20 protein-coding genes are annotated in these 23,807 nt (G+C 63.3%); 14 read left to right on the plus strand and 6 right to left on the minus strand.

Going from position 1 to position 23,807, the window contains the following annotated elements; translation table 11 throughout:
• Window positions 1-201: 201 nt before the first annotated feature.
• The gene (locus tag VOM14_RS01310) at window positions 202-1,095 is read right to left on the minus strand and encodes a LysR family transcriptional regulator (RefSeq protein ID WP_327626853.1); all 894 of its coding nucleotides are present in this window, start codon (window positions 1,093-1,095) and stop codon (window positions 202-204) included.
• A gap of 99 nt (window positions 1,096-1,194) precedes the next feature.
• Here VOM14_RS01310 and VOM14_RS01315 point away from each other — a divergent pair, with 99 nt between their 5' ends.
• Genes VOM14_RS01315 through VOM14_RS01325 form a run of 3 tightly spaced genes read left to right on the plus strand, consistent with a single transcriptional unit; the run spans window position 1,195 to window position 4,202 of the window.
• Complete coding sequence (locus tag VOM14_RS01315; RefSeq protein ID WP_327626854.1) at window positions 1,195-2,499, plus strand: CitMHS family transporter; 1,305 nt, start codon at window positions 1,195-1,197, stop codon at window positions 2,497-2,499.
• A gap of 25 nt (window positions 2,500-2,524) precedes the next feature.
• The gene (locus tag VOM14_RS01320) at window positions 2,525-3,883 is read left to right on the plus strand and encodes an acyclic terpene utilization AtuA family protein (protein ID WP_327626855.1); all 1,359 of its coding nucleotides are present in this window, start codon (window positions 2,525-2,527) and stop codon (window positions 3,881-3,883) included.
• Window position 3,884: 1 nt separating this feature from the next.
• Window positions 3,885-4,202 carry an AtuA-related protein gene (locus tag VOM14_RS01325; protein ID WP_327626856.1) on the plus strand — a complete coding sequence of 106 codons (318 nt, stop codon included), beginning with the start codon at window positions 3,885-3,887 and terminating at the stop codon, window positions 4,200-4,202.
• Between the two features lie 131 nt (window positions 4,203-4,333).
• Here the strand turns inward: VOM14_RS01325 and VOM14_RS01330 are convergent, their stop codons facing one another.
• Window positions 4,334-5,047, minus strand: a complete 714-nt coding sequence (locus VOM14_RS01330) for a FadR/GntR family transcriptional regulator (protein WP_327626857.1) — start codon at window positions 5,045-5,047, stop codon at window positions 4,334-4,336.
• Between the two features lie 421 nt (window positions 5,048-5,468).
• Between VOM14_RS01330 and gudD the strand changes: the two genes are divergently transcribed.
• Together gudD and kdgD are read left to right on the plus strand one after the other, a co-directional pair.
• A complete protein-coding gene (gudD, locus tag VOM14_RS01335; RefSeq protein ID WP_327626858.1) occupies window positions 5,469-6,818 on the plus strand; it encodes a glucarate dehydratase in 1,350 nt (449 codons plus the stop codon).
• 70 nt (window positions 6,819-6,888) lie between these two features.
• A complete protein-coding gene (kdgD, locus tag VOM14_RS01340) occupies window positions 6,889-7,806 on the plus strand; it encodes a 5-dehydro-4-deoxyglucarate dehydratase (RefSeq protein ID WP_327626859.1) in 918 nt (305 codons plus the stop codon).
• 57 nt (window positions 7,807-7,863) lie between these two features.
• Here the strand turns inward: kdgD and VOM14_RS01345 are convergent, their stop codons facing one another.
• Window positions 7,864-9,372, minus strand: a complete 1,509-nt coding sequence (locus VOM14_RS01345) for an MFS transporter (protein WP_327627395.1) — start codon at window positions 9,370-9,372, stop codon at window positions 7,864-7,866.
• 586 nt (window positions 9,373-9,958) lie between these two features.
• Between VOM14_RS01345 and VOM14_RS01350 the strand changes: the two genes are divergently transcribed.
• Together VOM14_RS01350 and VOM14_RS01355 are read left to right on the plus strand one after the other, a co-directional pair.
• Complete coding sequence (locus VOM14_RS01350) at window positions 9,959-11,593, plus strand: methyl-accepting chemotaxis protein (protein WP_327626860.1); 1,635 nt, start codon at window positions 9,959-9,961, stop codon at window positions 11,591-11,593.
• 70 nt (window positions 11,594-11,663) lie between these two features.
• Window positions 11,664-13,247 (plus strand): alpha/beta hydrolase family protein, encoded by a 1,584-nt coding sequence (locus tag VOM14_RS01355; protein ID WP_327626861.1) that lies wholly within the window; start codon window positions 11,664-11,666, stop codon window positions 13,245-13,247.
• Between the two features lie 37 nt (window positions 13,248-13,284).
• Here VOM14_RS01355 and VOM14_RS01360 read toward each other — a convergent pair whose 3' ends face one another.
• Complete coding sequence (locus VOM14_RS01360; protein WP_327626862.1) at window positions 13,285-13,887, minus strand: methylated-DNA--[protein]-cysteine S-methyltransferase; 603 nt, start codon at window positions 13,885-13,887, stop codon at window positions 13,285-13,287.
• A 262-nt stretch (window positions 13,888-14,149) separates the two neighbouring features.
• Here VOM14_RS01360 and VOM14_RS01365 point away from each other — a divergent pair, with 262 nt between their 5' ends.
• Together VOM14_RS01365 and VOM14_RS01370 are read left to right on the plus strand one after the other, a co-directional pair.
• Complete coding sequence (locus VOM14_RS01365) at window positions 14,150-15,481, plus strand: leucine-rich repeat-containing protein kinase family protein (RefSeq protein ID WP_327626863.1); 1,332 nt, start codon at window positions 14,150-14,152, stop codon at window positions 15,479-15,481.
• 28 nt (window positions 15,482-15,509) lie between these two features.
• Window positions 15,510-16,478, plus strand: coding sequence for a substrate-binding domain-containing protein (locus tag VOM14_RS01370; protein WP_327626864.1), 969 nt, complete (start codon window positions 15,510-15,512; stop codon window positions 16,476-16,478).
• Window positions 16,479-16,491: 13 nt separating this feature from the next.
• Here the strand turns inward: VOM14_RS01370 and VOM14_RS01375 are convergent, their stop codons facing one another.
• Window positions 16,492-16,923, minus strand: coding sequence for a PRC-barrel domain-containing protein (locus VOM14_RS01375; protein ID WP_327626865.1), 432 nt, complete (start codon window positions 16,921-16,923; stop codon window positions 16,492-16,494).
• A gap of 366 nt (window positions 16,924-17,289) precedes the next feature.
• On the opposite strand from VOM14_RS01375, the gene VOM14_RS01380 reads away from it, so the two are divergent.
• The gene (locus VOM14_RS01380) at window positions 17,290-17,571 is read left to right on the plus strand and encodes a hypothetical protein (RefSeq protein ID WP_327626866.1); all 282 of its coding nucleotides are present in this window, start codon (window positions 17,290-17,292) and stop codon (window positions 17,569-17,571) included.
• Window positions 17,572-17,575: 4 nt separating this feature from the next.
• Here the strand turns inward: VOM14_RS01380 and VOM14_RS01385 are convergent, their stop codons facing one another.
• Window positions 17,576-17,806 carry a hypothetical protein gene (locus VOM14_RS01385; protein WP_327626867.1) on the minus strand — a complete coding sequence of 77 codons (231 nt, stop codon included), beginning with the start codon at window positions 17,804-17,806 and terminating at the stop codon, window positions 17,576-17,578.
• A 282-nt stretch (window positions 17,807-18,088) separates the two neighbouring features.
• Between VOM14_RS01385 and VOM14_RS01390 the strand changes: the two genes are divergently transcribed.
• From VOM14_RS01390 to VOM14_RS01405, 4 genes are all read left to right on the plus strand, one after another.
• Window positions 18,089-19,282: a GGDEF domain-containing protein gene (locus VOM14_RS01390; protein WP_327626868.1), complete on the plus strand. Its 1,194-nt coding sequence runs from the start codon at window positions 18,089-18,091 to the stop codon at window positions 19,280-19,282.
• A 62-nt stretch (window positions 19,283-19,344) separates the two neighbouring features.
• Window positions 19,345-20,337 (plus strand): LacI family DNA-binding transcriptional regulator, encoded by a 993-nt coding sequence (locus VOM14_RS01395; RefSeq protein WP_327626869.1) that lies wholly within the window; start codon window positions 19,345-19,347, stop codon window positions 20,335-20,337.
• Window positions 20,338-21,608: 1,271 nt separating this feature from the next.
• Window positions 21,609-22,859 (plus strand): hypothetical protein, encoded by a 1,251-nt coding sequence (locus VOM14_RS01400; protein WP_327626870.1) that lies wholly within the window; start codon window positions 21,609-21,611, stop codon window positions 22,857-22,859.
• Between the two features lie 229 nt (window positions 22,860-23,088).
• Window positions 23,089-23,796, plus strand: coding sequence for an extensin-like domain-containing protein (locus VOM14_RS01405; protein ID WP_327626871.1), 708 nt, complete (start codon window positions 23,089-23,091; stop codon window positions 23,794-23,796).
• The last annotated feature ends 11 nt before the right edge of the window (window positions 23,797-23,807 follow it).

Genomic DNA, 23,807 nt, shown 5'->3' on the forward strand with positions numbered 1-23,807 from the left:
CCACGCACCACGATTTTTTACGAAGCAGGGACACGTGTCACATCGTGAAATTTTCAGGGTTTCGCGATGCAGCCAGGCAGGCGCGCCGAACGACGCGCTCAGGAAAGCTAAACCTGTGAGATTTTGCCGATCCGCCGACACAGGCAGATCTGCCGACAAGCGATGCAAGCGAAGCAAGCGACCCAGGCGCCCGCTCGCCGCTCATTGCGCAGCAAGCGTCTCAATCAGCATCGCGACAAAGGTTTCCGTGACGGGCGGCAAGGTCCGGCCGCGTTTCTTGATCAGCGCGATCGGGCGCGTGAACGCGGGATCGTCGACGGGACGCGCCACCAGTTCCGGTTCGGCCCTCACTTCGCGCGCCGACGCCGGCAAGATCGTGACGCCGAGCCCCGCGCGGACCATCGCGACCGCGCTCATCATATAGGTGGGCTCGCAGGCGACCTCCGGCACGCAGCGCGCCTTCGCGAACGCGCTATCGACCACTGCCCGCACACTCGTGCCTTGCGCCGTCAGCACGAGCGGCGTCGCCGTGAGGTCGGGCAGCGTGATGCGCCGCCGCTTCGCGAGCGCATGCCGCTTCGGACAAACGACCACCAGCCGGTCGATGCCCGCATGCAGCACTTCGAGGTTCGCATCGTCGAGATCGCCGCCGGTCAGCCCGATATCCGCTTCTTCGTTGCGCACCAGCGTGTTGACCATGGTGGCGACGACGTCGCGCACCTGAAAGCTCACGCGCGGCACAGCTTTCTTCAACTGCTGCACCAGTTCGGGCAACGAACTCGCCGCGAACGTCGGCAGACACGCGATGCGCACGGTGCCGCTCGCGCCGCCGCCGAGCGCGCGCGCGTCGATCAGCACCTGCTCCATGTCGTGTAGCGACTTTTGCAGCAGCGGCAGCAAATCGCGGCCCGTGGGCGTGAGCGCGACGTTGCGGCTATTGCGGTCGAAAAGCCGCAGGCCGAGCGTTTCTTCGAGGCGCCGGATTTGCACCGTCAACGCCGGTTGAGAAAGATGCAGCCGCGCCGCCGCTTGCGTGAAGCTGCCTGTTTGCGCCACCGCGATAAAAGCGCGAATGTCCCGAAGGTTTAGATCCATATTGGTTCGTAATGGCTGCTATCAATTCATTTCAATTGATTTATTGCTGCCTCGAACTTACGCTGACTCGCAGTAAAAAACAACATTGGAGACAAGCACATGCTGCCATTGCTGGGGCTGGCTACCATCGTCGTGCTGCTCGGCGCCATTCTGTCGAAACGCATGTCGCCGCTGGTGGCGCTCATCATCGTGCCGATTGCCGCGTCGTTGATCGGCGGGTTCGGCTTTCAAACGAGCAAGTTCGTGATCGACGGCCTCAAGAGCCTCGCGCCGGTCGTCGGCATGTTCGTGTTCGCGATTCTTTATTTCGGCACCATCACTGACGCCGGCACGCTCGACCCGATCATCGACCGCATTCTGCGCGCGGTCGGCACACGGCCCACGCGCATTGTGATGGGCACGACGCTGCTTGCCCTGCTGATCCATCTCGATGGTTCCGGCGCCGTCTGCTTTCTCGTCACGATTCCCGCGATGCTGCCGCTCTACGACCGTCTGAAGATGGACAAGCGCGTGCTGGCCGCCGCGGTGTCGATGGCGGCCGGCATCAACTTCCTGCCGTGGACCGGGCCGATGATCCGCGCGTCCGCTTCGCTGCATCTGCCGATTTCGTCGCTCTTCAATCCGCTGATTCCGGTGCAGGCGATCGGCCTCGTCTTCGTGTTCGGCGCCGCGTTCTGGCTCGGGCGACGCGAGGAAAAGCGCCTTGGCCTCAGCGCCGCGAGCGGTTCGGTGCCGATGCCCAGGCGCGAACTGACGCCGGAGGAGCAGGCGTTGCGCCGCCCCAAAAATTTCTGGTTCAACATCGTGCTGACGCTCGTGGTGCTCGGCACGATGGTCGTAATGGGCGAGAAGATTCCGCCCGCGATCATGTTCATGGTCGGCCTGTGCGTGGCGCTGATGGTCAACTATCCCAACGTGGACATGCAGCGCAAACGAATCGACGCGCATGCGCGCGCGGCCTTGATGATGGCCGGCATTCTGCTCGCGGCCGGCGTGTTCACCGGCATCATGCAGGGCAGCGGCATGTTGAAAGCCATGGCGCAGGCCGCGGTCGGCTTCGTGCCGCCCGCGATGGCGAGCCATATTCCCGTCGCGCTCGGTGTCCTTTCGATGCCGCTCAGCATGCTGTTCGATCCCGACTCGTTCTATTTCGGCGTGCTGCCGGTTATCGCCGAAGTGGCCGGCCAACTCGGCGTTCCCGCCGTGCACGTCGGCCAGGCTGCGCTGCTCGGCCAGATGACCACCGGTTTTCCGGTCAGCCCGCTTACGCCCGCCACTTTTCTGGTTGTCGGCTTGTGCGGCATCGACCTCGCCGATCATCAGAAATTCACGTTCCCCTTGTTGTTCGGCGCATCGGTCGTGATGACGATAGCGTGCGTCGCGCTCGGGATATTCTCACTGTGAGCTTGACTGAACAGGTATCAGCAGCATGACAGCCACTCAGCATGGACGCCTTGTGCGAATCGGCGCGGGCGCGGGCTATTCGGGCGACCGCATCGAGCCCGCGGTCGAACTCGCGGAACACGGCGCGCTCGATTACCTCGTGTTCGAATGTCTCGCCGAGCGCACGATCGCCATCGCGCAGCAGGCGCGCAGCAAAGATCCCGAGCTTGGCTACGACCCGCTGCTCGAAACGCGCATGCACGCCGTGTTGCCGGCCGCGCTGCGCAACGGCGTGCGCATCGTGTCGAACATGGGCGCGGCGAATCCGCTCGCGGCGGCGCGCAAGACGGCTGCGATCGCGCGCTCGCTCGGACTCGGCGGCATCAGGATTGCGGCCGTGACCGGCGACGACGTGCTCGACGCCGTGCGCGGCGGCGATTTCCATTTCGAGGAATCGGGCGAGCGCGTGGCGGATTACCAGTCGAGGCTCGTTTCCGCCAACGCGTATCTGGGCGCGAGCGCCATCGTCGACGCGCTCGCGGCGGGCGCGCAGGTCGTGCTGACGGGGCGCGTCGCCGATCCCTCGCTGTTCGTCGCGCCGTTGATCCACGAATTCGGCTGGCGCATGGACGCCTGGCCGACGCTCGGCCAGGCGACGGCGATCGGCCATCTGCTCGAATGCGCGGGGCAGATCACCGGCGGCTATTTCGCGGACCCCGGTTTCAAGGACGTCCCGGCGCTCGCGCGGCTCGGCTTTCCCATCGCGGAAGTCGGGCAGGACGGCGCGGCGGTCATCACCAAGCTCGCGCGAGCGGGCGGACGCGTGACCGAGGCGACCTGCAAGGAGCAATTGCTGTATGAGATCCACGATCCGCGACGCTATTTGCAGCCGGACGTGGTCGCCGATTTCTCACAGGTGCGGGTCGAGCAGGATGCGCCGGACCGCGTTCGCGTGAGCGGCGGCCAGGGCGCTTCGCGCACCGGCACGCTGAAGGTGTCGGTGGCGTATTTCGACGGCTATATCGGCGAAGGGCAGATTTCGTATGCCGGTCCGGGCGCGCTCGCGCGTGCTCGCCTCGCGCTCGACGTCGTGCGCGAGCGGCTTGCATTGACCGGCGTGCAGACGCAGGAATTGCGCTTCGATCTGATCGGCGTGAACGCGTTGCATGGCGAGACGCTGGCCGCCGGTTCCGCCGAGCCGTATGAAGTGCGCGTGCGCGTGGCGGGGCGCGCGGCATCGTTGGCGGAAGCGGTGCGGATCGGCAACGAGGTCGAGACCTTGTATACGAATGGTCCGGCGGGGGGCGGCGGCGTCACGAAATCGGCGCGCGAAGTGGTAGCGGTGCAATCGGTGCTGTTGCCGCGCGAGCAGGTGAAGCCCGCGTTCACCATGGTGGAGGCATGAAATGAAACTGCGCGAGCTTGCTCATTCCCGCACCGGCGATAAAGGCAACACGCTGAACATCTCGGTGATTTGCTACGACGCGCGGCACTACGAGCATGTGCGAACTGTCCTCACGCCCGAGCGGGTAAAGGCGCATCTCGCCGATGTGGTGCGCGGCAACGTGGTGCGCTACGAATTACCCGCGATTGCCGCGTTCAACTTCGTGCTCGGCGAGGCGCTCGGCGGCGGCGTGACGCGCTCGCTGGCGCTCGACGCGCACGGCAAATCGCTGAGTTCCGCGCTGATGGGGCTCGAGATCGAAGCGCCGCCGCCGGCCTGACGCGCCGGCGCTTATTTGCCGCTTTTCGCCGCTCGCTTGTTAGCCGCTTGTTAGCCGCTTGTTCGCCGTTTTTCGCCGCGCGAGGTCGGCGCGCTTGATTGCGGCGCTCGATTCCCGCGCCCGCTCGCCGACTACCCGCCAGCCTTGCTCGACGACTCATGCGCGCGACGCAACCGTTCGCGGCTGTTGCTCAGATGCATGCGCATGGCGGCGCGGGCGTCGTCGGGGTCCTGACGCTCGATCGCCCGATAAATCAATTGATGCTCGTTGAGCACGTTGCGCAAGGTCTCGATCTGATCGAGTTCCGCGATCTCGGCTGAGCCGAGCCGCGTGCGCGGGCTCACCGAGCGGCCCAACTGACTGAGCACGTCGAAGAAATAACGATTGCCGCTCGCGCGCGCGATCTGCAAATGAAACTCGACGTCATGCGCGAGCGTGTCCGTGCTGCCGCGCTCCAGCTCCGACTCGAAGCGCTCCAGCGCTGCGCGCATCTGCTTGAGGCTCTGCTCGGTGCGCCGCGCGGCGGCGAGCGCGGCCGACGCCGCTTCCACATCGATACGGAATTCGATGATCGCCATCACGTCGAGCATGCTCGACAGATCGGCGGCGGGCAGTTCCATGGGTTTGTCGGCCGAGGGCGCGAGCACGAACGTGCCGATGCCATGACGGGTTTCGACCACCTTCGCTGCCTGCAGGCGCGAAATGGCTTCGCGCACGACGGAGCGGCTCACCGAGAGCTGCTTCATCATCGCGACTTCGGTCGGAATGCGGTCTCCCGGTCTCAGGACGCCGCGGCGGATGTCGTCGGAAAGGGTGGCCACCACTTTCTCAGTTAGGCTGCTCATTTCTGGGATGTGTTGACTGATCGGCTGAAAACGCGCGCTTTTCGTGCGCGCGGGACGTCTGGCGACGCCCGGACATCAGCCATCATAGCGTCTGCCGCGAGAACTCATGGGACGACGGCAAGACGGGTTGATATGTCATCAGACGTCTTATTATCGCTCGCCAACCGATATCGAGCTGTGGCTCGTATAGTCAGAGGCCCAAAAGCTCCGAAAATACGCGGTAAGGCAGGGTAAACACCGCATTGGAAATCATCGTTCAACGGGGGTAGACTGTCATCAGACAACATATCTCGTGCGAGGCAAGCGATTAAACCGGCGACACGCCGCCCGGTCATCTCCGTGGCGGCGTACGCTAATCGCTATTTTTTCGTCGTCGCCGCTTGTCATCGTCCGGCTCATTCACTTACCAGGTCTAGTTCACATGTCCACGAAACCCACTACTTCGAACGATACGCCCACCGTCACCGAGTTGCGCGTGGTGCCTGTCGCCGGCCGCGACAGCATGTTGATGAACCTGAGCGGCGCGCATGGTCCGTTCTTCACGCGCAATATCGTGATTCTGCGCGACAGCGCGGGCAACACCGGCGTGGGTGAAGTGCCGGGCGGCGAAAACATCCGCAAGACGATCGACGACGCGCGTCCGTTCGTCGTCGGTCAATCCATCGGCAATCTGCACGCCGTGCTGAACAAGGTGCGCACGCAGTTCGCCGATCGCGATTCGGGCGGACGCGGCCTGCAAACCTTCGATCTGCGCACGACGATTCACGCCGTCACCGCGCTCGAAGCGGCGTTGCTCGATCTGCTCGGCAAGCATCTCGGCGTGCCGGTCGCGGCATTGCTCGGCGAAGGCCAGCAGCGCGACGAAGTGGAAATGCTCGGCTACCTGTTCTATGTCGGCGATCGCAACAAGACCGATTTGCCGTACGCGAGCGGCGCCGACGGACGCGACGACTGGGAGCGCGTGCGCACCGAAGTGGCGCTGACGCCCGAAGCCGTGGTTCGCCTCGCCGAAGCGGCACAAGCACGCTACGGCTTCAACGACTTCAAGCTGAAGGGCGGCGTGTTGTCCGGCGACGCCGAAATCGAAGCAGTGACCGCGCTTGCCGAGCGCTTCCCGAATGCGCGCGTGACGCTAGATCCGAACGGCGCGTGGTCGCTGGCCGAAGCGGTGCGCCTGTGCCGCGACCAGCACGACGTGCTCGCCTACGCCGAAGACCCGTGCGGCGCCGAAAACGGCTATTCGGGCCGCGAAGTGATGGCGGAATTCCGCCGCGCGACCGGCCTGCCGACAGCGACCAACATGATCGCGACCGACTGGCGCCAGATGGGTCACGCGATCCAGTTGCAGTCCGTGGACATTCCGCTTGCCGATCCGCACTTCTGGACCATGCAAGGCTCGGTGCGCGTCGCGCAGATGTGCAACGACTGGGGTCTCACGTGGGGCTCGCACTCGAACAACCACTTCGACATTTCGCTGGCGATGTTCACGCACGTCGCTGCCGCGGCGCCGGGCAAGATCACCGCGATCGACACGCACTGGATCTGGCAGGACGGCCAGCGTCTGACGCGCGAGCCGCTGCAGATCGTCGGCGGCAAGGTGAAGGTGCCGCAGAAAGCCGGCCTCGGCGTCGAGCTGGATATGGACGAGATCGAGAAGGCGCATGCGCTCTACCAGCAGCACGGCCTCGGCGCACGCGACGACGGCGTCGCGATGCAGTACCTGATTCCCAACTGGAAGTTCGACAACAAGCGCCCGTGCCTCGTGCGCTAAGCGGCGCCCTGCACACGCAACGCGCCCCACGGCGTTCACTCACATTTGACGATATTCAAGTAACCCGACCATGACTTCACCGCAAGAACTCAAAGCGATCGTATCCGAAGGCCTGCTGTCTTTTCCCGTGACCGACTTCGACGCGCAAGGCAACTTCCGCGCCGACACCTACGCGCAACGTCTCGAATGGCTCGCGCCGTATGGTGCGACGGCGCTGTTCGCGGCAGGCGGCACAGGCGAATTCTTTTCGCTGACCAGAAGCGACTACACGAACGTGATTCGCACGGCGACGGAAACGTGCAAAGGCAAGGTGCCGATTCTCGCGGGCGCGGGCGGCCCGACGCGCGTCGCGATCGAGTATGCGCAGGAAGCCGAGCGCCTTGGCGCAAGCGGTGTGCTGCTGATGCCGCACTATCTGACCGAAGCGTCGCAGGAAGGCATTGCGGCGCACGTCGAACAGGTGTGCAACGCGGTGAAGAACATGGGCGTCATCGTGTATAACCGCGCGAATTCGAAGCTGAACGCGGACATGCTCGAAATGCTCGCGGACCGCTGCCCGAATCTGATCGGCTTCAAGGACGGCGTGGGCGAGATCGAAGCGATGGTGACGATTCGCCGCCGCCTCGGCGAGCGCTTCTCGTATCTCGGCGGCCTGCCGACCGCGGAAGTGTATGCAGCGGCGTATAAGGCGCTGGGCGTCCCGGTGTATTCGTCGGCGGTGTTCAACTTCATTCCGAAGACCGCCATGGAGTTCTATCGCGCGATCGCCGCCGACGATCACGCGACGGTCGGCAAGCTGATCGACGAGTTCTTCCTGCCGTATCTGGCGATTCGCAATCGTCGCGCGGGCTACGCGGTGAGTATCGTGAAGGCGGGCGCGAAACTGGTGGGCCGCGACGCCGGTCCGGTGCGCGCGCCGCTCACCGATCTGAATGACGAAGAACTCGCGCAGCTCGACGCGCTGATCCGCAAGCTCGGCCCGCAGTAAATTCCGAGTGCACGAGTTTCGCCGACGGCCAGGCGTTGAGCGTCTAACGTCTAGCGTCTAGCCGCGGCGGAACACCACGTGCGAAATGCGTTGCACGAGCAACGCGGCGGCCAGCGCCGCCACGGCGGTGAGCCACACGCCGATGTGAATCGACTGCACCAGCGCATCGCGCGCGGTGTTGATCAACGCGAGCGTGTCGAGCCCCGACGGCTTCATGTCCGCGAGCAGTGTCAGGCGCGACGCCTCGTCGATCAGAATGCGAAGATCGACGAAGCGCGGGCGCCATTGCGACGCGGCCGGCTCGCCGAGCACGCTCATGGTCCGCGTGACGACATCGCGATAGTGGTGCTGCACCACGGTCGCCACGATGCTCGTGCCCAACATCCCGCCCACCATTCGCGTGGACTGCAACAGCGCCGTCGTGATGCCGAAGCGCTCGGGGCCGGCGATCTCCTGACCGAACACATTCAGATTGTTGAGGATGAAGCCGAGGCCGATGCCGACCGCGGCCATCGGCAATTCGAGCCCCAGGTGCGGCGTGTCCGGGTTCGCGAACGCCAGTCCGACCGACGCGAACAACAGCAGCGCAAAGCCGATGGACAGAATGCGCGTCGGCTTCTTCATGTGAATGACGATGCGCGTGTTGAGCAGGCTGCCGAGCGCGATACACGCGGCGATCGGCGTGGCGAGCAGGCCGGCCTGTTGCGGAGAAAGCCCGAAGCCGCCTTGCAGCAAGAGCGGCGCGAAGAAGATCAGCGAGAACATCACGAAGCCGGACAGCATGCCGAGCGTGAAGAGCGTGACGAGCTGCGGATCTTTGAAAAGATCGAGCGGAATGATCGGATGCGTGGCGCGCTTTTCGCACACGAACAACGCAATCGCGCCGACGATCACACACGTGGCGAGCGTCAGATTGCCGGCGGTCAAGCCGTGTTTCGGCACCGCTTCGATGAAAGCCTGGAGTCCGCCCAGCACGGCGGCCACGAGCCCGGCGCCGAGCCAGTCGATCTTGACCTCGCCTTCATGCGCACGCTGCATGCCCGGCAGATGCGCCCAGATGAAATAGAGCGCTGCGCCGCCCACCGGCAGATTGATCAGGAACGTCGAGCGCCAGCCCAGATGCTCGCTCATCCAGCCGCCGAGCGACGGCCCCGCCGCCGTGCCGATGCCATAGGCCGCCGCCATCACCACCTGCCAGCGCACGCGGGCGCGCGGATCGGGGAACAGGTCCGGTATCGACGCGAACGCCGTGCCGACCATCATGCCGCCGCCCACGCCTTGCAGGCCGCGCGCGATCACGAGAAACAGCATGTCGTTCGCGAGGCCGCAAAGCACCGACGCCACCGTGAACGTGATCACCGCCGCGATCACGAAGCGTTTGCGGCCGAAGTAGTCGCCGAGCCGGCCGAACACCGGCACCGTCACCACCGAAGCGAGCAGGTAAGCGCTCGCGATCCACGCGTAATACTCGAAGCCGTGCAGTTCCGCGACGATCGAAGGCAGCGCGGTGCTGACGACCGTCTGGTCGAGCGCGACCAGCATGTTGACGAGACCGATGCCGAGCATCGCGAGGAGGGCGTTCCGGAAAGGCAGCGCGGGTGCAGCGGCAGTGGAAGTCACGGATCTGGGCAGAAGAGCGTTCTAAGGTAAGCACCGGACGGAGCGGCCGGGCGCAGAGGTCGTCACACGCTATGCGCCGTAGTTGTCTGACCTCTTGGACACGATTATACGGGTTTGCCCTTATTCGAAACTATTTCTCTTGCGAAAGTGTGGCTTTGAAGCGGAGCGGAACGCTGCGGGCGGCCGAGGTTTGCCGGCGCGTGCGCAGCGTTTCGCGCGAGCCATGCGCGAGCGGTCGGAAACATGGCTCAGTGCGGGGAAATCCTTTTTGAATTCCGAACGTGAAGGGCTGCCCGCGTGGGATATGCAGAAAGCGACCGAATGGTGGGCCACCCACGGACTCACTGACTCAACGGTTAATCGTCTTCGTTGGGACGATTTCAAATAAAGGGTTTGTCTCTACACATGCCGCGCGCGGCGTTGCCGATAAATCAGTCGAGTGCTCATGCAATGGGACCGTGCCGGCTGAGATGACCGGCGGTCTGCGCAGCCATTGAATGACCTTCTTCGACCGTACGAAACAGGGAGGCGCATGCACCGTCTGAATTTCAAGCAGAAGCTCTGGTTGCCGCTCGTCGTCAGCCTGCTGGCACTTCTCGCCGTGTCCGTGTCGGCGACGTGGTTGTCGCGTCAGACGCGCGTCGAAGAACGCAAGAACGATCTCGTGAACGTGGCGCATGTGGGGCTCAGCATCGTGCAGCAATACGCGGCGCTGGCGCAAAACGGCGCGCTCAGCGAGGCCGACGCGCAGAAGCAGGCGCTGGAGCGTCTGCGCGGCGTCCGCTATGGCGAGGACGGCTACTTTCTCGTGATCGACTCGAAGCCGCGCATGGTCATGCACGCGATGAAGCCCGCGTTGAACGGCAAGGATCTCGCGAGCACCGCCGATGCCGATGGCCGCCATCACTACGTCACGTTCGCGACCGTCGCGCAGGCGCCGGAAGGCGGTTTCGTCGACTACGTGTTCCCGCATCCGAACAGTCCGCCGTCGGCGGCGGTCGGCAAGATCGGCTATGTGGTGCGTTACGCGCCGTGGGACTGGATCATTGCAACGGGCGCCTACGTCGACGATATCGATGCCGCCTTCAAGGTGTCGCTGTATATCCTCGGCAGCGTGTTCGGCGCGGTCGCGCTGATGCTGTCCGCGCTCGTCGCGTTCACCAACCGCAGCATCGAGCGCGCGATCGGCGGCGACCCGGCTTATGTCGCGCAGGTCGCGGGCGAAATCTCGCGAGGCAACCTCGTCATTCCGATTCACATTCGCGAACGCGACGACTCAAGCCTTCTGCACACCATGCGGCACATGCGCGACGCGCTCGCGAACACCATCGCGCAGATTAGCGGCGCCGCCGACAAGGTCGCGACCGGCGCGCGCGAGATCGCGGCGGGCAACACGGATCTGTCCGCGCGCACGGAAAGCCAGGCGGCGGCACTGGAGGAAACGGCGGCCAGCATGGAGCAGATGACCGCGATGGTCCGGCAAACCTCGGAAAATGCGCAGACGGCGAGCCGGCTGACGGCGAACGCCGAGCGGATCGTCGTTCAGGGCGGCGAGATGGCGGCCGACGCCGTGTCGACGATGAAAGAGATTTCGGCGGAATCGCACCAGATGGTCGAGATCATTTCGGTGATCGAAGGCATCGCGTTCCAGACCAACATTCTCGCGCTGAACGCGGCCGTGGAAGCGGCGCGTGCAGGCGACGAAGGGCGCGGCTTCGCCGTGGTCGCAGGCGAAGTGCGCACGCTCGCGCAGCGCAGCGCGTCGGCAGCGAAGGAAATTCGCGCGCTGATTGGCCGCGCGGTGGGCCGCGTCGAGAGCGGCGTCGAGCTTGTCGATAAGACCGGTGCCACGATTCAGGCGGCAAGCGAGGCGATTGCAAAACTGTCGGCCGTGATGCGCGATATCGCGGCGGCCGCCGCCGAGCAGAGCGCAGGCATCGACCAGGTCGGCGATGCCGTGACGCAGATGGACAGCGTCACGCAACAAAACGCCGCGCTCGTCGAGCAGGCCGCGGCGGTGGCGCAGACATTGACCGAACAGGCGCGGCTGCTGGAAGCGTCGATCCATACGTTCCATGTGCACGACGATTCGAGCGACGGCATGGCGGGCGCGTTGGCGGCGCGCGCGGCGACGAGACCATCGCAGCGCTTTGCCGCCGTGATTTGAATCCGGTCGAAAAGCCTTGGCGGGGCGCGCCGTAGTGGCGCTATGCTAGCGATTTCGCCGGGAGACCCGCATGTCGAAAGCGATGCGCACTGCCGCTCTCGCATTGTTGTCATGCATGGCGTTGGGCGTCGGCGGCTCGGCGTATGCCGGTTCGTCATGCGATCACGCGTGTCGCGCGCGCGGCCGGCTTCTCGATCATCGCGTCACGGTGCGGCTTGGCGCAGCGGATTTGGCGAAGCTGCTCACGGCGAGCCCTTCCGGCCAGCAACTCGCACAGATGGCGGGCGCGCCGGCCTGCGGCGTGGAGATCGTGTATTTCCGCTATCGCACCATGGGCGGCGCGGGCGAGGCGGCCATCGCGAGCGGCGCGTTGATGATTCCACAGGGCGATTCCACGGAATGCAGCGGGCCGCGCCCGCTCATGCTGTATGCGCACGGCACCAGCGAGTACCGCAACGACAATCTCGCCGACATCACACAGACCGACCCGCAAAACGGCGGCGCGGGCGAGGGCCTCAGCGTGGCCGCGATGTACGCGGCGCACGGCTATATCGTGGCCGCCAGCAACTATGCGGGTTATGCCGGCTCCGATCTGCCCTATCACCCTTATCTGAACGCCGACCAGCAATCCGCCGATATGATCGACTCGCTGCGCGCGGCGCGCGCCGTGTTGTCAGGCGACGGCTCGCAAGCGGCTGCGCGCGAGAACGGCAAGCTGTTCATCACCGGTTATTCGCAAGGCGGCTTCGTCGCCTTGGCGACGCACCGCGCGCTGCAAGCGGCGGGTGTCGAAGTGACGGCGTCCGCGCCGGGATCGGGGCCTTATGCGCTGGCCGCCACCGCCGACGCGATCTCGGCGGGCGAGGTCAATCTCGGCGCAACACTGCTGACGACGATGGCCGTCACCGGCTATCAACACGCTTATAAGAACCTCTATCGCAAGCCGTCCGACTTCTTTGAATCAGCGTACGCGCCAGGCATCGACACGCTTTTGCCGAGCACACAAACGCTCGACACGCTGTTCAAACAAGGACGATTGCCGTCGACGCATCTCTTCAGCCGCACGCCGCCCGCGCCGCAGTTCGCTTCCATGACGCCGCCCGCGTCGCCCGCCTTGACGCCGCCTGCGCTAACGCCGATGTTCGCAGCAGGTTTCGGCGACGCGAATCTCGTGCGCAACACCTACCGCCTCGCCCTTCTCGAAGACGCGGCGGCGAATCCTGATGGCGCCTTTCCCATTGCGACTGAGAACCTCGCGCCCGCCGCGAATCCCGCGCAGCCGTTGCGGCAGGCGTTCAGGCGCAACGATCTGCGCAACTGGGTGCCGAAAGCGCCCGTGCTGTTATGTGGCGGCAACGCGGACCCGATGGTGTTCTTCTTCAACACGCAGATCGAGCAGGCGTACTGGCTGAACGCGAAGGTGAAAGCGGGGCTGACTTCGGTGCTCGATGTGGATGCGCCCGTCGCGCTCCCGGACGATCCGTTCGCGGCCATCAAGCAAGGCTTTGCAAAGGCGAAGGCCACAGTGGCGAGCGACGCCGTGGCCGCCGGCGCGCCGGACGGCGGCGCGTCCGCGGTGTTGCGGTCGTATCACGCAGAGTTGGTGGCCAGCTCGTGCATGATGGCCGCGCGAGCATTCTTCGCGGGCTTTTAACGCGTGGGTGTCCGCTTGCCGGTCAGCTTCACGCTTTTCAATTGCCAAACAACGAACGCTGCTCGCCGCGAGCTGGCGCAAAGCGTGTGCGTTTCGCAACGACAACGGGCGCGTTCGCCGTTCCTTGCACTTGCGTGGCCGTGGATGCTTCCAGCGAAGTCTGCCCGGCTTCGAGCGACAGCAACAACATCTTGTTCGCCAATCCGCCCGCGAAGCCGGTCAGCTCGCCCGAAGCGCCGATCACCCGATGGCACGGCGCCACGATCGAAATCGGATTTCTGCCGTTCGCCGCGCCGACGGCTCGCACCGCGTTGACGTTGCCGATCTGCACCGCGATTTGCGCGTAAGTGCGAGTCTGGCCGAATGGAATGGTCAACAGGGCAGCCCACACTTTCTTCTGAAACCCGGTTCCCTGAAAGTCGAGTGAGAGATCGAACGTCTCCCTCTTGCCCGCGAAATACTCGGTCAACTGACGCCTCGCTTCAATGAGAACAGGGCGGTCGTCGGCTTCCACCATCTCGCCGAGACGCACGCGGTTGGGCTTGTCGTTCTCCCATAGAATGGCGGCCAGGCACTCGCCCTTCGCAACGAGTTTCAGCTTGCCGACCGGAGAATCCATCAACGTGTACGCGTAAGTCACTTGTCTGCTCCTGCAATATGAAGTGCGACTGCGGAAGTGCGGCTCTGCAAAACGGGGCTCTGCAAAACTCGGCGATGGTTGCAGTGTGGGCCTGGCGCTTGCCGAAGACACTTCGAATCTTGCTGTCTATTCGATCGTCAAGTATGAAGGATTTGTGCGGACGCCGCTGAGTTGTTCGGCGCCGAAGCAGCACTTCGCAACGCGACTCAGTAGAATTGACACCTTCGTATGACAGCCGGCCGCCGCCGACACTTTCCACACCGTGACATCGACACTTGAACAACTGCGAGCCGGACAGCTTTCCGGCGCGCGCCGGCTGAAACTCGCGTGCGGGCTGACCGAATTTCCGCGCGAGATTTTCGATCTCGCCGACACACTTGAAATTCTCGATCTATCGGGCAATGCGCTTTCTGCGTTACCGGACGATTTCGCGCGGCTACGCAAGTTGCGCATTCTCTTTGCGTCCGGCAACCCTTTCACCGAGTTGCCGGAAGTGCTCGGGCAGTGTCCGCAATTGAGCATGATCGGCTTCAAGGCCAATCGGATTCGCAGCGTTCCGGGCAGTGCACTGCCACCTCGGTTGCGGTGGCTGATTCTCACGGACAATGAAATCGACGCGTTGCCGCGTGAAATCGGCCAATGTACACAATTGCAGAAGTTGATGCTGGCGGGAAATCGTCTGCGTTGTCTGCCCGAAGAACTGGCCGCGTGTTCGCGGCTCGAATTGCTGCGGCTTGCCGCGAATCAGTTCGACGCGTTGCCGGCATGGTTGCTTCGCATGCCGCGTCTGACGTGGCTCGCTTATGCGGGCAATCCGTTTAGCGAAGTGCTGGAAGCCGCTGCATGGGTCGATACGCCCATCGCCGACATTCCCTGGAACGACCTGCACTTGCAGGCGCAATTGGGCGAAGGCGCTTCGGGTGTCATCTATCGCGCGGAGCACGGCGGCGCGTCTCGGCCCGTCGCGGTCAAGCTGTTTAAAGGCGCGGTCACGAGCGACGGTTTGCCCGACTGCGAAATGGCGGCCTGCATTCGAGCCGGCGATCACGCGAACCTGATTGCCGTGACAGGAAAAGTGAAAGACCATCCGGCGGATCTGCACGGCCTCGTGATGGAACTGGTCGATCCGCAATTTCGCAACCTCGCGGGACCGCCGAGTTTCGAGTCGTGCACGCGCGATGTTTACGATGCTGACGCGTCTTTCGATGTGGCCGACGTCGTGACGATGGCGCACGGCATTGCATCGGCTGCGTGTCATTTGCACCGGCGAGGTGTCATGCATGGCGATCTGTATGCGCACAACATTCTGCACGACGGGCGGGCACGCGTATTGTTAGGGGACTTCGGCGCCGCTTCTTTCTATTCGACCGGCAACCCTGATTTGAGCACCGCGCTTGAGCGCCTGGAAGTGAGGGCGTATGGTTGTCTGCTCGAAGAATGGATCGACCGCTGCAATGCGTCGGTGTCCGGCGAGCAAGCGGGTGTCGTCGAACAGCTTACGAAGCTGAAGGACCGTTGTCTGAACGACGACGTGCAAAGCCGGCCGTTATTCGAGCAAATCGTATCGGCCCTGCCCGTGTTGAAGATCCGCTGATATCGGCATGCCAGGAAGGAGAGAAACCATGACGCAGAACATGCGTCGCCGCGTGCTGATCGCCGGAGCCCTGGCTGCGGCCGGTCTCACGCGCGCGGCCAGCGCGGCCAGCACGGCCAGCGTGCCGCCCGGCGCGCCGAAGATCGCGCTCGTGCTGAAGTCGCTCAGCGATCCTTTCACAATCGCGATGGCGAACGCCGCGAAAAACTATCAGCAGCATTACGCGTCGCAATTCGCGTTGACGATTCGCGGAACCACGACCGAGACCGACACGGCCGGGCAGATCCGCATCGTCGAGGAAATGATCAAGGCGAAGATGAACGCGATCGTGATTGCGCCGTCGGGCTCGAAAGCGCTGACGTCGGTGGTCGCGCGCGCGATCAAGGCGGGCATCATCGTGGTCACCATCGACAATCCGCTCGACGACGCCTTGCAGGACGCTGCGAACATTTCCGTGCCGTTCGTGGGCCCGGACAATCGCAAAGGCGCCATGCTGGTCGCGGACTATCTCGCACAGCGGCTCAAGGCGGGCGACCAGGTGGGGATCATCGGCGGCGTTGCTGCGGATCGCAATGCACAGCAACGCACGGCGGGTTATCAGGAGTCGATGAAGGCGGCGGGCATGGACGTGGTCGCCACCGAAGCCGCCGATTGGGAATACGGTAAGGGTCGCGACGCCGCGTCGAGAATACTGGGCCAGCATCCACAGATTCGCGGGCTGCTCTGCGCGAACGACAACATGGCAATGGGCGCAGCGGATGCCGTTCGCGACACGGGCAGAACCGGCGGCGTCTATATCACGGGCTATAACGCGATCGAGGCGATCAAGCCGTTGATCGCGGACGGTCACGTGCTCGCCACGGTCAATCAGTTCGCCGACCGGCAAGCCGTGTTCGGCATGGACGTCGCGTTGAAAGCCGTGACCGAGCAGCGGAAGCAGAGCGAGTTGTCGAGAACGATCGAGACGCCGCTGCAACTTGTGACCGCCGCGAAATAAGACGCTTATCGCGCTACTGCGTCTTCACCTTGTGAGGCTTCGTGGCTTTTTCGAGCTTGTTGTACTCGAATTCGGGCACGGACTTCAATGCGTCTTTCGTTGCGCCCGCAAGGAACAGATTGCCGTCGCGAATCTCGAAGTGATCCACCGGAATGGCGACGTAGTGCTTGCCCATGCCGAGGAAGCCGCCCACCGACACCACCGCATAAGTCGCCTTGCGATCCGGCGAAATGATGACGTCATAAATGCTGCCGATCTTGTCATTCAGATCGTTGTAGACGGGCTCGTCCACCAGCGCACGGCGCACGCTCCATCCTTTTAGCAGCGCATTGGTTTGCTCGACTGTCCCGCCAAGCGGCTGAATGCCGGCGATTTGCGCATAGGCGCCTTGCGATGCACAGATAGCGGCGAGTGCGGTTGCGCAGATCAATGTCTTTGCTTTCATTATGGGCTCCTGGTTATCTGTCGTACTGCTTTCACGCGGTACGTGATGGCGACAGCAGATTGTGTGCCTGGCTCAGGCGTTAGCTATCCGGTCAGCGCATGGCGGAAACGGCGTTGCGTCGGCGGCGGCCATTGGTCTGTTCGATCACGACAAAGCCCGCTGTTGATGCTGCGGCGTTGTATTCGGCGTGCTATGCCGGTGGTGTCGCGGCAAATCGTCCCCGCCGACGGACGTCTGCCCGATTCGAAAGCGTTCATGTCATCAAATGGCTTCTTGCCGCGACGACGCCGGACATCGAACCGTGTCGCGCCATGTTTGACCGATCAACACATCAGGATGCCGAACTTTATTTGAAGCGCGGATCATATGAACGGCGAAACGGAGATCATCCTCTCGGTGGCGGATTTTTTCGCGCTCAGCGTACCGCCTGCGCTCATGGTCGCGCTCGTGTTCGCCGCGGTATATCTGCTGGTCGGCGTCCCGCTTTACTTCTGGCGCGGCGCCGGCGCCCGCGACGCGTGGGGCACGCTCGCCGGTCTGTTCGCGGGGCTTCTCTACATGACGTTTATCGTCGGCATTTATCCCAATCTGCGTACCGACCTGCACATTGTCGATGTGAAGCCCGCTGCCGTGCATCAGCGTCAATGAGTATTCAGGTATCGTTTTCAGCTTGAGAGAAAACGTTTGCGATGCGCGTCGATCTGCTGTTAAACCACAATGGCGCAGGCCATTCATGATGATGACGATTACGTGACTTCGTCATGTCGGCCATTGCGGCTTCATCTTCGGCTGGTAAATTGCGAGGTGTGACAAATCGGAAGCGCAAGCGAGCACTAACTGATGAAATCTGAACTTCTGCTGCAAACGTATGACGCGGATTCATTCGCAAGGCCGCCGCGCTGGCTCCAGCATGAAGACGTGCAGGATTTGGGACATGGTGGCGCTGGTTCCTGCTTCACAGGCCTGACCGCGTGGTGGGCGTTTCCTCGAAGGAGGGAGCGATAACGTGGCGATGTGGCGCGATGCGCGCATACTGTCGCTAATGCTGCGGGTGCTGACAGCGCAAAAGCATTAAAACGAAGTCGGTCCGTATGAGGGTTTTAACAACGGACGCTGTAACTCTATTAGAGGCGCATGTTTGCGCCAACAAGAACGCCAAACAACCATGTCCAGCTCTCTTGCGCTGCTTGCCACCGTATTTGTGTCGTGCCTTTCAAGCGCCGCCGTACTGGGCTATCTCGCGCGCTATCAGGTCGCCGGGCTGCGCCGCTGGCTCGCCGCGCATTGCCTGTTCGCGGCCGCATCGGGCGTGCTTTTCATCACGCACGCGCGTCCTCCGGCGGCCGCGATGCTGGCGTCCTGCCTCATCGTGCTGGCTGGCGCGTTGCTCATGTTGCAAGGATGCCGTGCATTCGTCAGCAAGGCGCCGTCGCGAACAGGTGAACATGTCGCCCTGGGCGTGTCCGCGTGCGCCGTTTTCTACTGGACGTGGATCTCGCCCAATGTCGTCGCAAGAGCCGCGCTCATGTCGTTCCTGCTCGCGTATGCTCGCATGGCGGTGGGCTGGACCATCTGGAGCGCGCGCGTGCGCGGCCGGCCGCAATACGGACATTGGCTCGTGTTGGGCGCGGCGCTTGTCGGCGGCGTCGTGTATCTCGCACGCGGAATTCTGAACGCGTTTTTTACCGATTCCGCGTTGACGTCGGCAGCGCACACCGTGCCGGATTTCGCGTTTCTCGGCGTGAGCATCCTGTCGTTGCCCATCCTTTCGATCGGCCTGGTGATGCTCGCCAATGACCGCTTGATGCAGCAGGTCGAGAACCTCGCCACTTTCGATGACCTGACCGGCGCATTGATCCGCCGCGCCTTCATGACGCGCGGCGAGTCGCTTCGGCGGACGGCGCGTGCCGCGCACGCCGACTTGTGCGTGGCGATCATCGACATCGACGATTTCAAAGCGATCAACGATCGGCACGGACATGCCGCGGGCGACCGCGTGCTCGCCGATTTCGGCGACGAAGTGCGGCGGCGTATCCGTCTTGGCGATGTATTCGGCCGCCTCGGCGGGGAAGAGTTTGCAATACTGTTTCCGCATACGTCGATGGCGGAAGCAGCGCGCATTGTGGGCGACATGTTGCGCGCGGTCAGATGTCCTTCGCCGGCTGCGGACGGCAAGCTGGCGTATGCGTTCAGCGCCGGCATCGACGAATGCGCGCAAGCCGACAGTGTGAGCGACGCGCTCGCCGGCGCGGACGCGATGCTTTATCGCGCGAAAAGAGCCGGCAAATGCCGTATCGAGCTCGCGCAGAAAGAAAGCGTTCGTCAAACCGCAAGCGACATGGCCGGGTCGGCGCTTTGACGCGTTGTTGGAGGCTTCGGCTTCCGACGATTCATTAGCACGGAGAAGATGTCACCTTCGCGATGAAAAAAGCTTCCGCAACCATTCGCGATGTCGCCGCCGCCGCGGGCGTTTCGGTCGCGACGGTGTCGAAGTACATGAACGGCGCGCAGCGCTTCTCCGCGCCGGTCGAGGCGCGCCTGAAGGCGGCGATCGAGCAGCTCGGCTACCGCTCGAATCCTCTTGCGCGCTCGATGATTACCGGCCGCACGCGCGCCATCGGCGTGACGATTCTCGACATCAGCAATCCGCATTTCACCAACGTCGTGAAAGGCGCCAATCGCATCGCGCTGCGGCACGAATACACGCTGCTGCTTGTCGATACAGAAGAAAACCAGGCGCGCGAACGGCCATTGATCGAAGCGCTCGCGCAGCGCGTCGACGGCCTCATCATCAGCTCGCGGATGTCCGACAGCGAAGCGCAATGGCTGCTCGATCTCGACAAGCCGATCGTGCTCATGCGTAGCAGCGATACGTTGCCGATCGCGAGCGTCGGGATCGACAACCGGCTCGCCACGTACATGCTCGCGCGGCATCTGCTCAACCTGGGGCATCGTCAGATTGCTTACCTCGGCTTCGGGCAGGCGAGTGTGAACGATGAGCGCATTCGCGGCGCGCGCGAGTGTCTCGACGAAGCGGGCCTCACGCTCGACGTGCATGATGCGCACGCGCCGACCGCGCATGCCGGCGAGCATGCCTGCTCGCGTGTGATGCTCGGTCCGCACAGGCCACAAGCGGTGATCTGCTACAACGATCTGATTGCGCTCGGCTTTATGAAGGAGGCGGCGTCGCTTGGGATCAAGGTGCCGCAGGAGTTGTCGGTGACCGGCATCGACAATGTTCCATATGGCGAATACGCGGCACCCGCGCTGACTACGATTGATATTCAAAGCGAGAAGATGGGCGAACTCGCGATGCAGAAACTTATCGACGCGCTCGCGGGCCATGTGGAAACCGGGCATTCGATGTTCGAACCACGGCTCGTCGTGCGTGAATCGACGGCGGCCTGCGGATGATTTTTTGCGCCTTCGCACATTTAACCTTTTGCGATTTCGGGTGCGCGAAAGCCGCTGCCACGATACGTGGCCAATCTAACGTTTCGTGAAGTATTTCTCGATTGTGCGGAGGTCGCTTTGGCTCTTCGCTTACTCTCTCTTTGTACCGCGCATTGAGTACCACTATTTAGCAAGCGCGCGCCTCCGCTCGTTTGGCAGCGAAATTTTCTTCTCACGTCCGCGAAGTTGGGATGTGTCTGTTGACGCTTCAATCGGCAAGCCGATTCGTTGATGTCTGTCTGATCGATCGCATCTGCGCTGTAAAGATCGCGCTCCAACGTGCGGATTCACTCATAGCCGGGCAGGTTTGCTTGCGTCGACTATCCCATGGCGTCGCACGTTTTTCGATTCATATAGGTCGGATAACTAATTAAGTGATCGTCGATTTATGGCATTTGCGTTGACGGCAATTTGCGATGATCGGTAGTTATTTTTCGTAATTAAAAGACGCTATTTCCGCCGCGATATTGCGTGGGATAGCGAACGGTCTCTCGAACACCGTGCGCATAACTTCAATGTGCATGAAGCCTTGCTGCGCTGACTTTGAAAAACGTTCGCGTACTGCCAGGCGTCTTCTCATGTCGCATTGATCGAACCGGTGCCTGCGTGGAGCGACGCCGTGCGTCGCATGCCTTTTATCGGCGTGCGGCTATGTCGACCAGGGATTTGAAGTTTCATCTTCACTAAGGAACAGAAATTCACTAAGTATTCACGCCGGATTTTAGATCGATGTAGTTAGGAGAACGAGATGAATAAGCAAAGTGGGGTCGCTTTTGCGTTTGGGACGCGCAAAGCGGTATTGGCGGTTGCTGTGAGTTTGTATGCTGCTGCGGCAGGTGCGCAAACTGGTCCTGCGACGCGCGACGCGTCGCTATTGAACTCGACGAAGGTCGTTGTGGCCCAGGCGTCACCGGGTGACTGCGCGTTGTCCGGCTCGCCCGGTTGCGGGCGCGATGACGGCGATTCGCTCGCGCCGGGCAAAGTCGCGGTCGTGGCCGCGCTGGTAGACGACCCGGCGACGTACTGGCCGAACGGCGGGCGTGGGACGTCGGTGGCATCGGCAGACGGTGGCGGAAAGAGCAGTGGCGGAGTGGGTAGTGGCAGTGGCGCGAGTGGCAACAGTGGCAACAGTGGCAACAGTGGCTCGGGCAGCACGGGTGGCGCGACCGGCAACAGTGGCTCAGGTAGCACGGGCGGCACGGGAAAGGGTGGATCGAGCGGGGCGGGATCTGGTGGAACTGGCGGTGGCGGGACGGGTAGCGGGGGAGCAGGTAGCGGCGGCGGTGGTGATGGTGGTGGCGATAGTGGTGGCAGTGGCAGTGGTGGCGATGGTGGGCATGGTCATGGCGTACACGGTCATCACGGTGATGGCGACGGTGGTCACGGCCATGGAGACGGCGGTCATGGAGACGGCGGCCATGGAGGCGGAGGCCACGGCGACGGTGGCCATGGAGACGGAGGCCATGGAGATGGCGGCCATGGAGACGGAGGCCATGGAGATGGCGGCCATGGAGACGGAGGCCATGGAGATGGCGGCCATGGAGACGGAGGCCATGGAGATGGCGGCCATGGAGACGGAGGCCATGGAGACGGCGGCCATGGAGGCGGCGGTCATGGAGACGGCGGCCATGGAGACGGCGGCCATGGAGATGGAGGCCATGGAGACGGCGGCCATGGAGGCGGCGGCCATGGAGACGGCGGCCATGGAGGCGGCGGCCATGGAGACGGCGGTCATGGAGACAGTGGCCATGGAGACAGCGGCCACGGCGACGGTGGTCACGGCGACGGTGGTCACGGCGATGGTGGGCACGCCGCGAGCGGTCACGGAGATAGCAGCCACGGCGACGGAGGTCATGGAGACGGCGGTCACGGCGACGGAGGCCATGGCGAAGGCGGTCACGGCGACGGAGGCCATGGAGACGGAGGCCACGGCGACGGTGGTCACGGCGATGGTGGGCGTGGAGATGGTGGGCACGCCGCGAGCGGTCACGGAGATAGCAGCCACGGCGACGGCGGACACGGCGACGGTGGTCACGGAGACGGTGGCAAGGGCGCGAGCGGCCGTGGAGACGGCGGCCATGGCGATGGTGACCATGGAGATAGCGGCCACGCCGCGAGCGGTCACGGAGATAGCAGCCACGGCGACGGTAGCCACGGCGACGGCGGCCACGGCGCCAGCGCCAAAGGCGGCTTCGGCCCAGGCGGCTACGGCGGTGGATTTGGGCGCGGGGGCAGTTCCGGCAGTGGCTCTAACGGTGGCTATGGCGGCCGAGGCCACTGATCAACGTGGCGCGCAGCGGCCAGTCTATCGGCGGCTGCTGCGCGTGACCCGAAGCAACGAAAAAGCCGCAAACCATCCACCTCGAACTGCGGCAACAAAAAGCGGGCCGCGCGGTCCGCTCGATTCAAACAAAACGGGGCCCCTTGTGCCCCATTGCTTCACTGCCTTGAGTTCATCGATCAATCAGCACGCGAACGATTAAACCGATAAACCCGCGTTCAAAAGCATCGCCACCTCTTTCACCCACCTCTTTCACCCACCTCTCACCCACCAAAAAAGCCAGCAGGCATTCCCATTGCTGAGCAACAACGAACAGCTAACAACCAACGCCACCAACAACCCATAGCAAACAACAAAACAGCGCAGGCACCCCCGCACGAAAACCCTCGCGACAAACCAACCGTCTCCCGTCCCCTTCGCATGCCCCAACCATGCGCCACACCCGCCTACTCGCGCTTCTCCTCACCGCATCACTTATCGCTGTCCTCGCATGGCTCGTCGCCGGCCAGCGAATATCGATATCCCCACGCTGGGACCCGTTCGCGCCACTCGACGTTCAGGCCCCACTCGGCCCGCTCACACCCTGGCGTTTATGGCGCGCCACGCATGACCCAATCGCCTGCCGCAGCGCTCTGAACACCGCGCACATGACCTACATCCCCGTGCCCGACCAGACGACGCCATCGACTTGCCAACTTCAAAACGTGCTCCGCGTAGAACGATTCGAGGACGCGCGTCCGAGCAGCAGCTTCCTCGCGACATGCCCGCTCGCCCTCGCGCTCGCCATGTACGAACGCCACTATCTACAGCCCGCCGCGCAGGCCATTTACGGCGAAAGCGTGCGGCAGATCGTTCACGTGGGCAGCTACGCATGCAGAAACGTCAACCATGAAGCGCAAGGACCGCTGAGCGAACATGCGTTTGCGAATGCAATCGACATCGAAGGTTTCGTGCTCGCCGACGGCTCGACAATCAGCGTCGCGCACGACTGGTCGCGCGATACCCGCGCGGGCGCATTCGTGCGGCGCGCTCGCAATGGCGCGTGTGCCGTGTTCCATACCGTGCTCGGACCGGATTACAACGCGCTGCATCGCGCGCACTTTCACGTCGATATGGGACCGTATCGCGTATGCAGTTAGCCGCGTCGCGC

Origin of the sequence: Paraburkholderia sp. MPAMCS5, from assembly GCF_036016995.1 — a bacterium.
Taxonomy (GTDB): Bacteria; Pseudomonadota; Gammaproteobacteria; order Burkholderiales; family Burkholderiaceae; genus Paraburkholderia.

Coding starts and splice junctions, on each gene's coding strand:
- VOM14_RS01315 (WP_327626854.1), top strand. CDS start 1,195: ATGCTGCCATTGCTGGGGCTGGCTACCATCGTCGTGCTGCTCGGCGCC.
- VOM14_RS01330 (WP_327626857.1), bottom strand. CDS start 5,047: ATGAGCAGCCTAACTGAGAAAGTGGTGGCCACCCTTTCCGACGACATC.
- kdgD (WP_327626859.1), top strand. CDS start 6,889: ATGACTTCACCGCAAGAACTCAAAGCGATCGTATCCGAAGGCCTGCTG.
- VOM14_RS01405 (WP_327626871.1), top strand. CDS start 23,089: ATGCGCCACACCCGCCTACTCGCGCTTCTCCTCACCGCATCACTTATC.
- VOM14_RS01370 (WP_327626864.1), top strand. CDS start 15,510: ATGACGCAGAACATGCGTCGCCGCGTGCTGATCGCCGGAGCCCTGGCT.
- VOM14_RS01395 (WP_327626869.1), top strand. CDS start 19,345: ATGAAAAAAGCTTCCGCAACCATTCGCGATGTCGCCGCCGCCGCGGGC.
- VOM14_RS01345 (WP_327627395.1), bottom strand. CDS start 9,372: ATGCTCGGCATCGGTCTCGTCAACATGCTGGTCGCGCTCGACCAGACG.
- VOM14_RS01310 (WP_327626853.1), bottom strand. CDS start 1,095: ATGGATCTAAACCTTCGGGACATTCGCGCTTTTATCGCGGTGGCGCAA.
- VOM14_RS01385 (WP_327626867.1), bottom strand. CDS start 17,806: ATGAATCCGCGTCATACGTTTGCAGCAGAAGTTCAGATTTCATCAGTT.
- VOM14_RS01320 (WP_327626855.1), top strand. CDS start 2,525: ATGACAGCCACTCAGCATGGACGCCTTGTGCGAATCGGCGCGGGCGCG.
- VOM14_RS01355 (WP_327626861.1), top strand. CDS start 11,664: ATGTCGAAAGCGATGCGCACTGCCGCTCTCGCATTGTTGTCATGCATG.
- VOM14_RS01325 (WP_327626856.1), top strand. CDS start 3,885: ATGAAACTGCGCGAGCTTGCTCATTCCCGCACCGGCGATAAAGGCAAC.
- gudD (WP_327626858.1), top strand. CDS start 5,469: ATGTCCACGAAACCCACTACTTCGAACGATACGCCCACCGTCACCGAG.
- VOM14_RS01390 (WP_327626868.1), top strand. CDS start 18,089: ATGTCCAGCTCTCTTGCGCTGCTTGCCACCGTATTTGTGTCGTGCCTT.
- VOM14_RS01380 (WP_327626866.1), top strand. CDS start 17,290: ATGAACGGCGAAACGGAGATCATCCTCTCGGTGGCGGATTTTTTCGCG.
- VOM14_RS01350 (WP_327626860.1), top strand. CDS start 9,959: ATGCACCGTCTGAATTTCAAGCAGAAGCTCTGGTTGCCGCTCGTCGTC.
- VOM14_RS01375 (WP_327626865.1), bottom strand. CDS start 16,923: ATGAAAGCAAAGACATTGATCTGCGCAACCGCACTCGCCGCTATCTGT.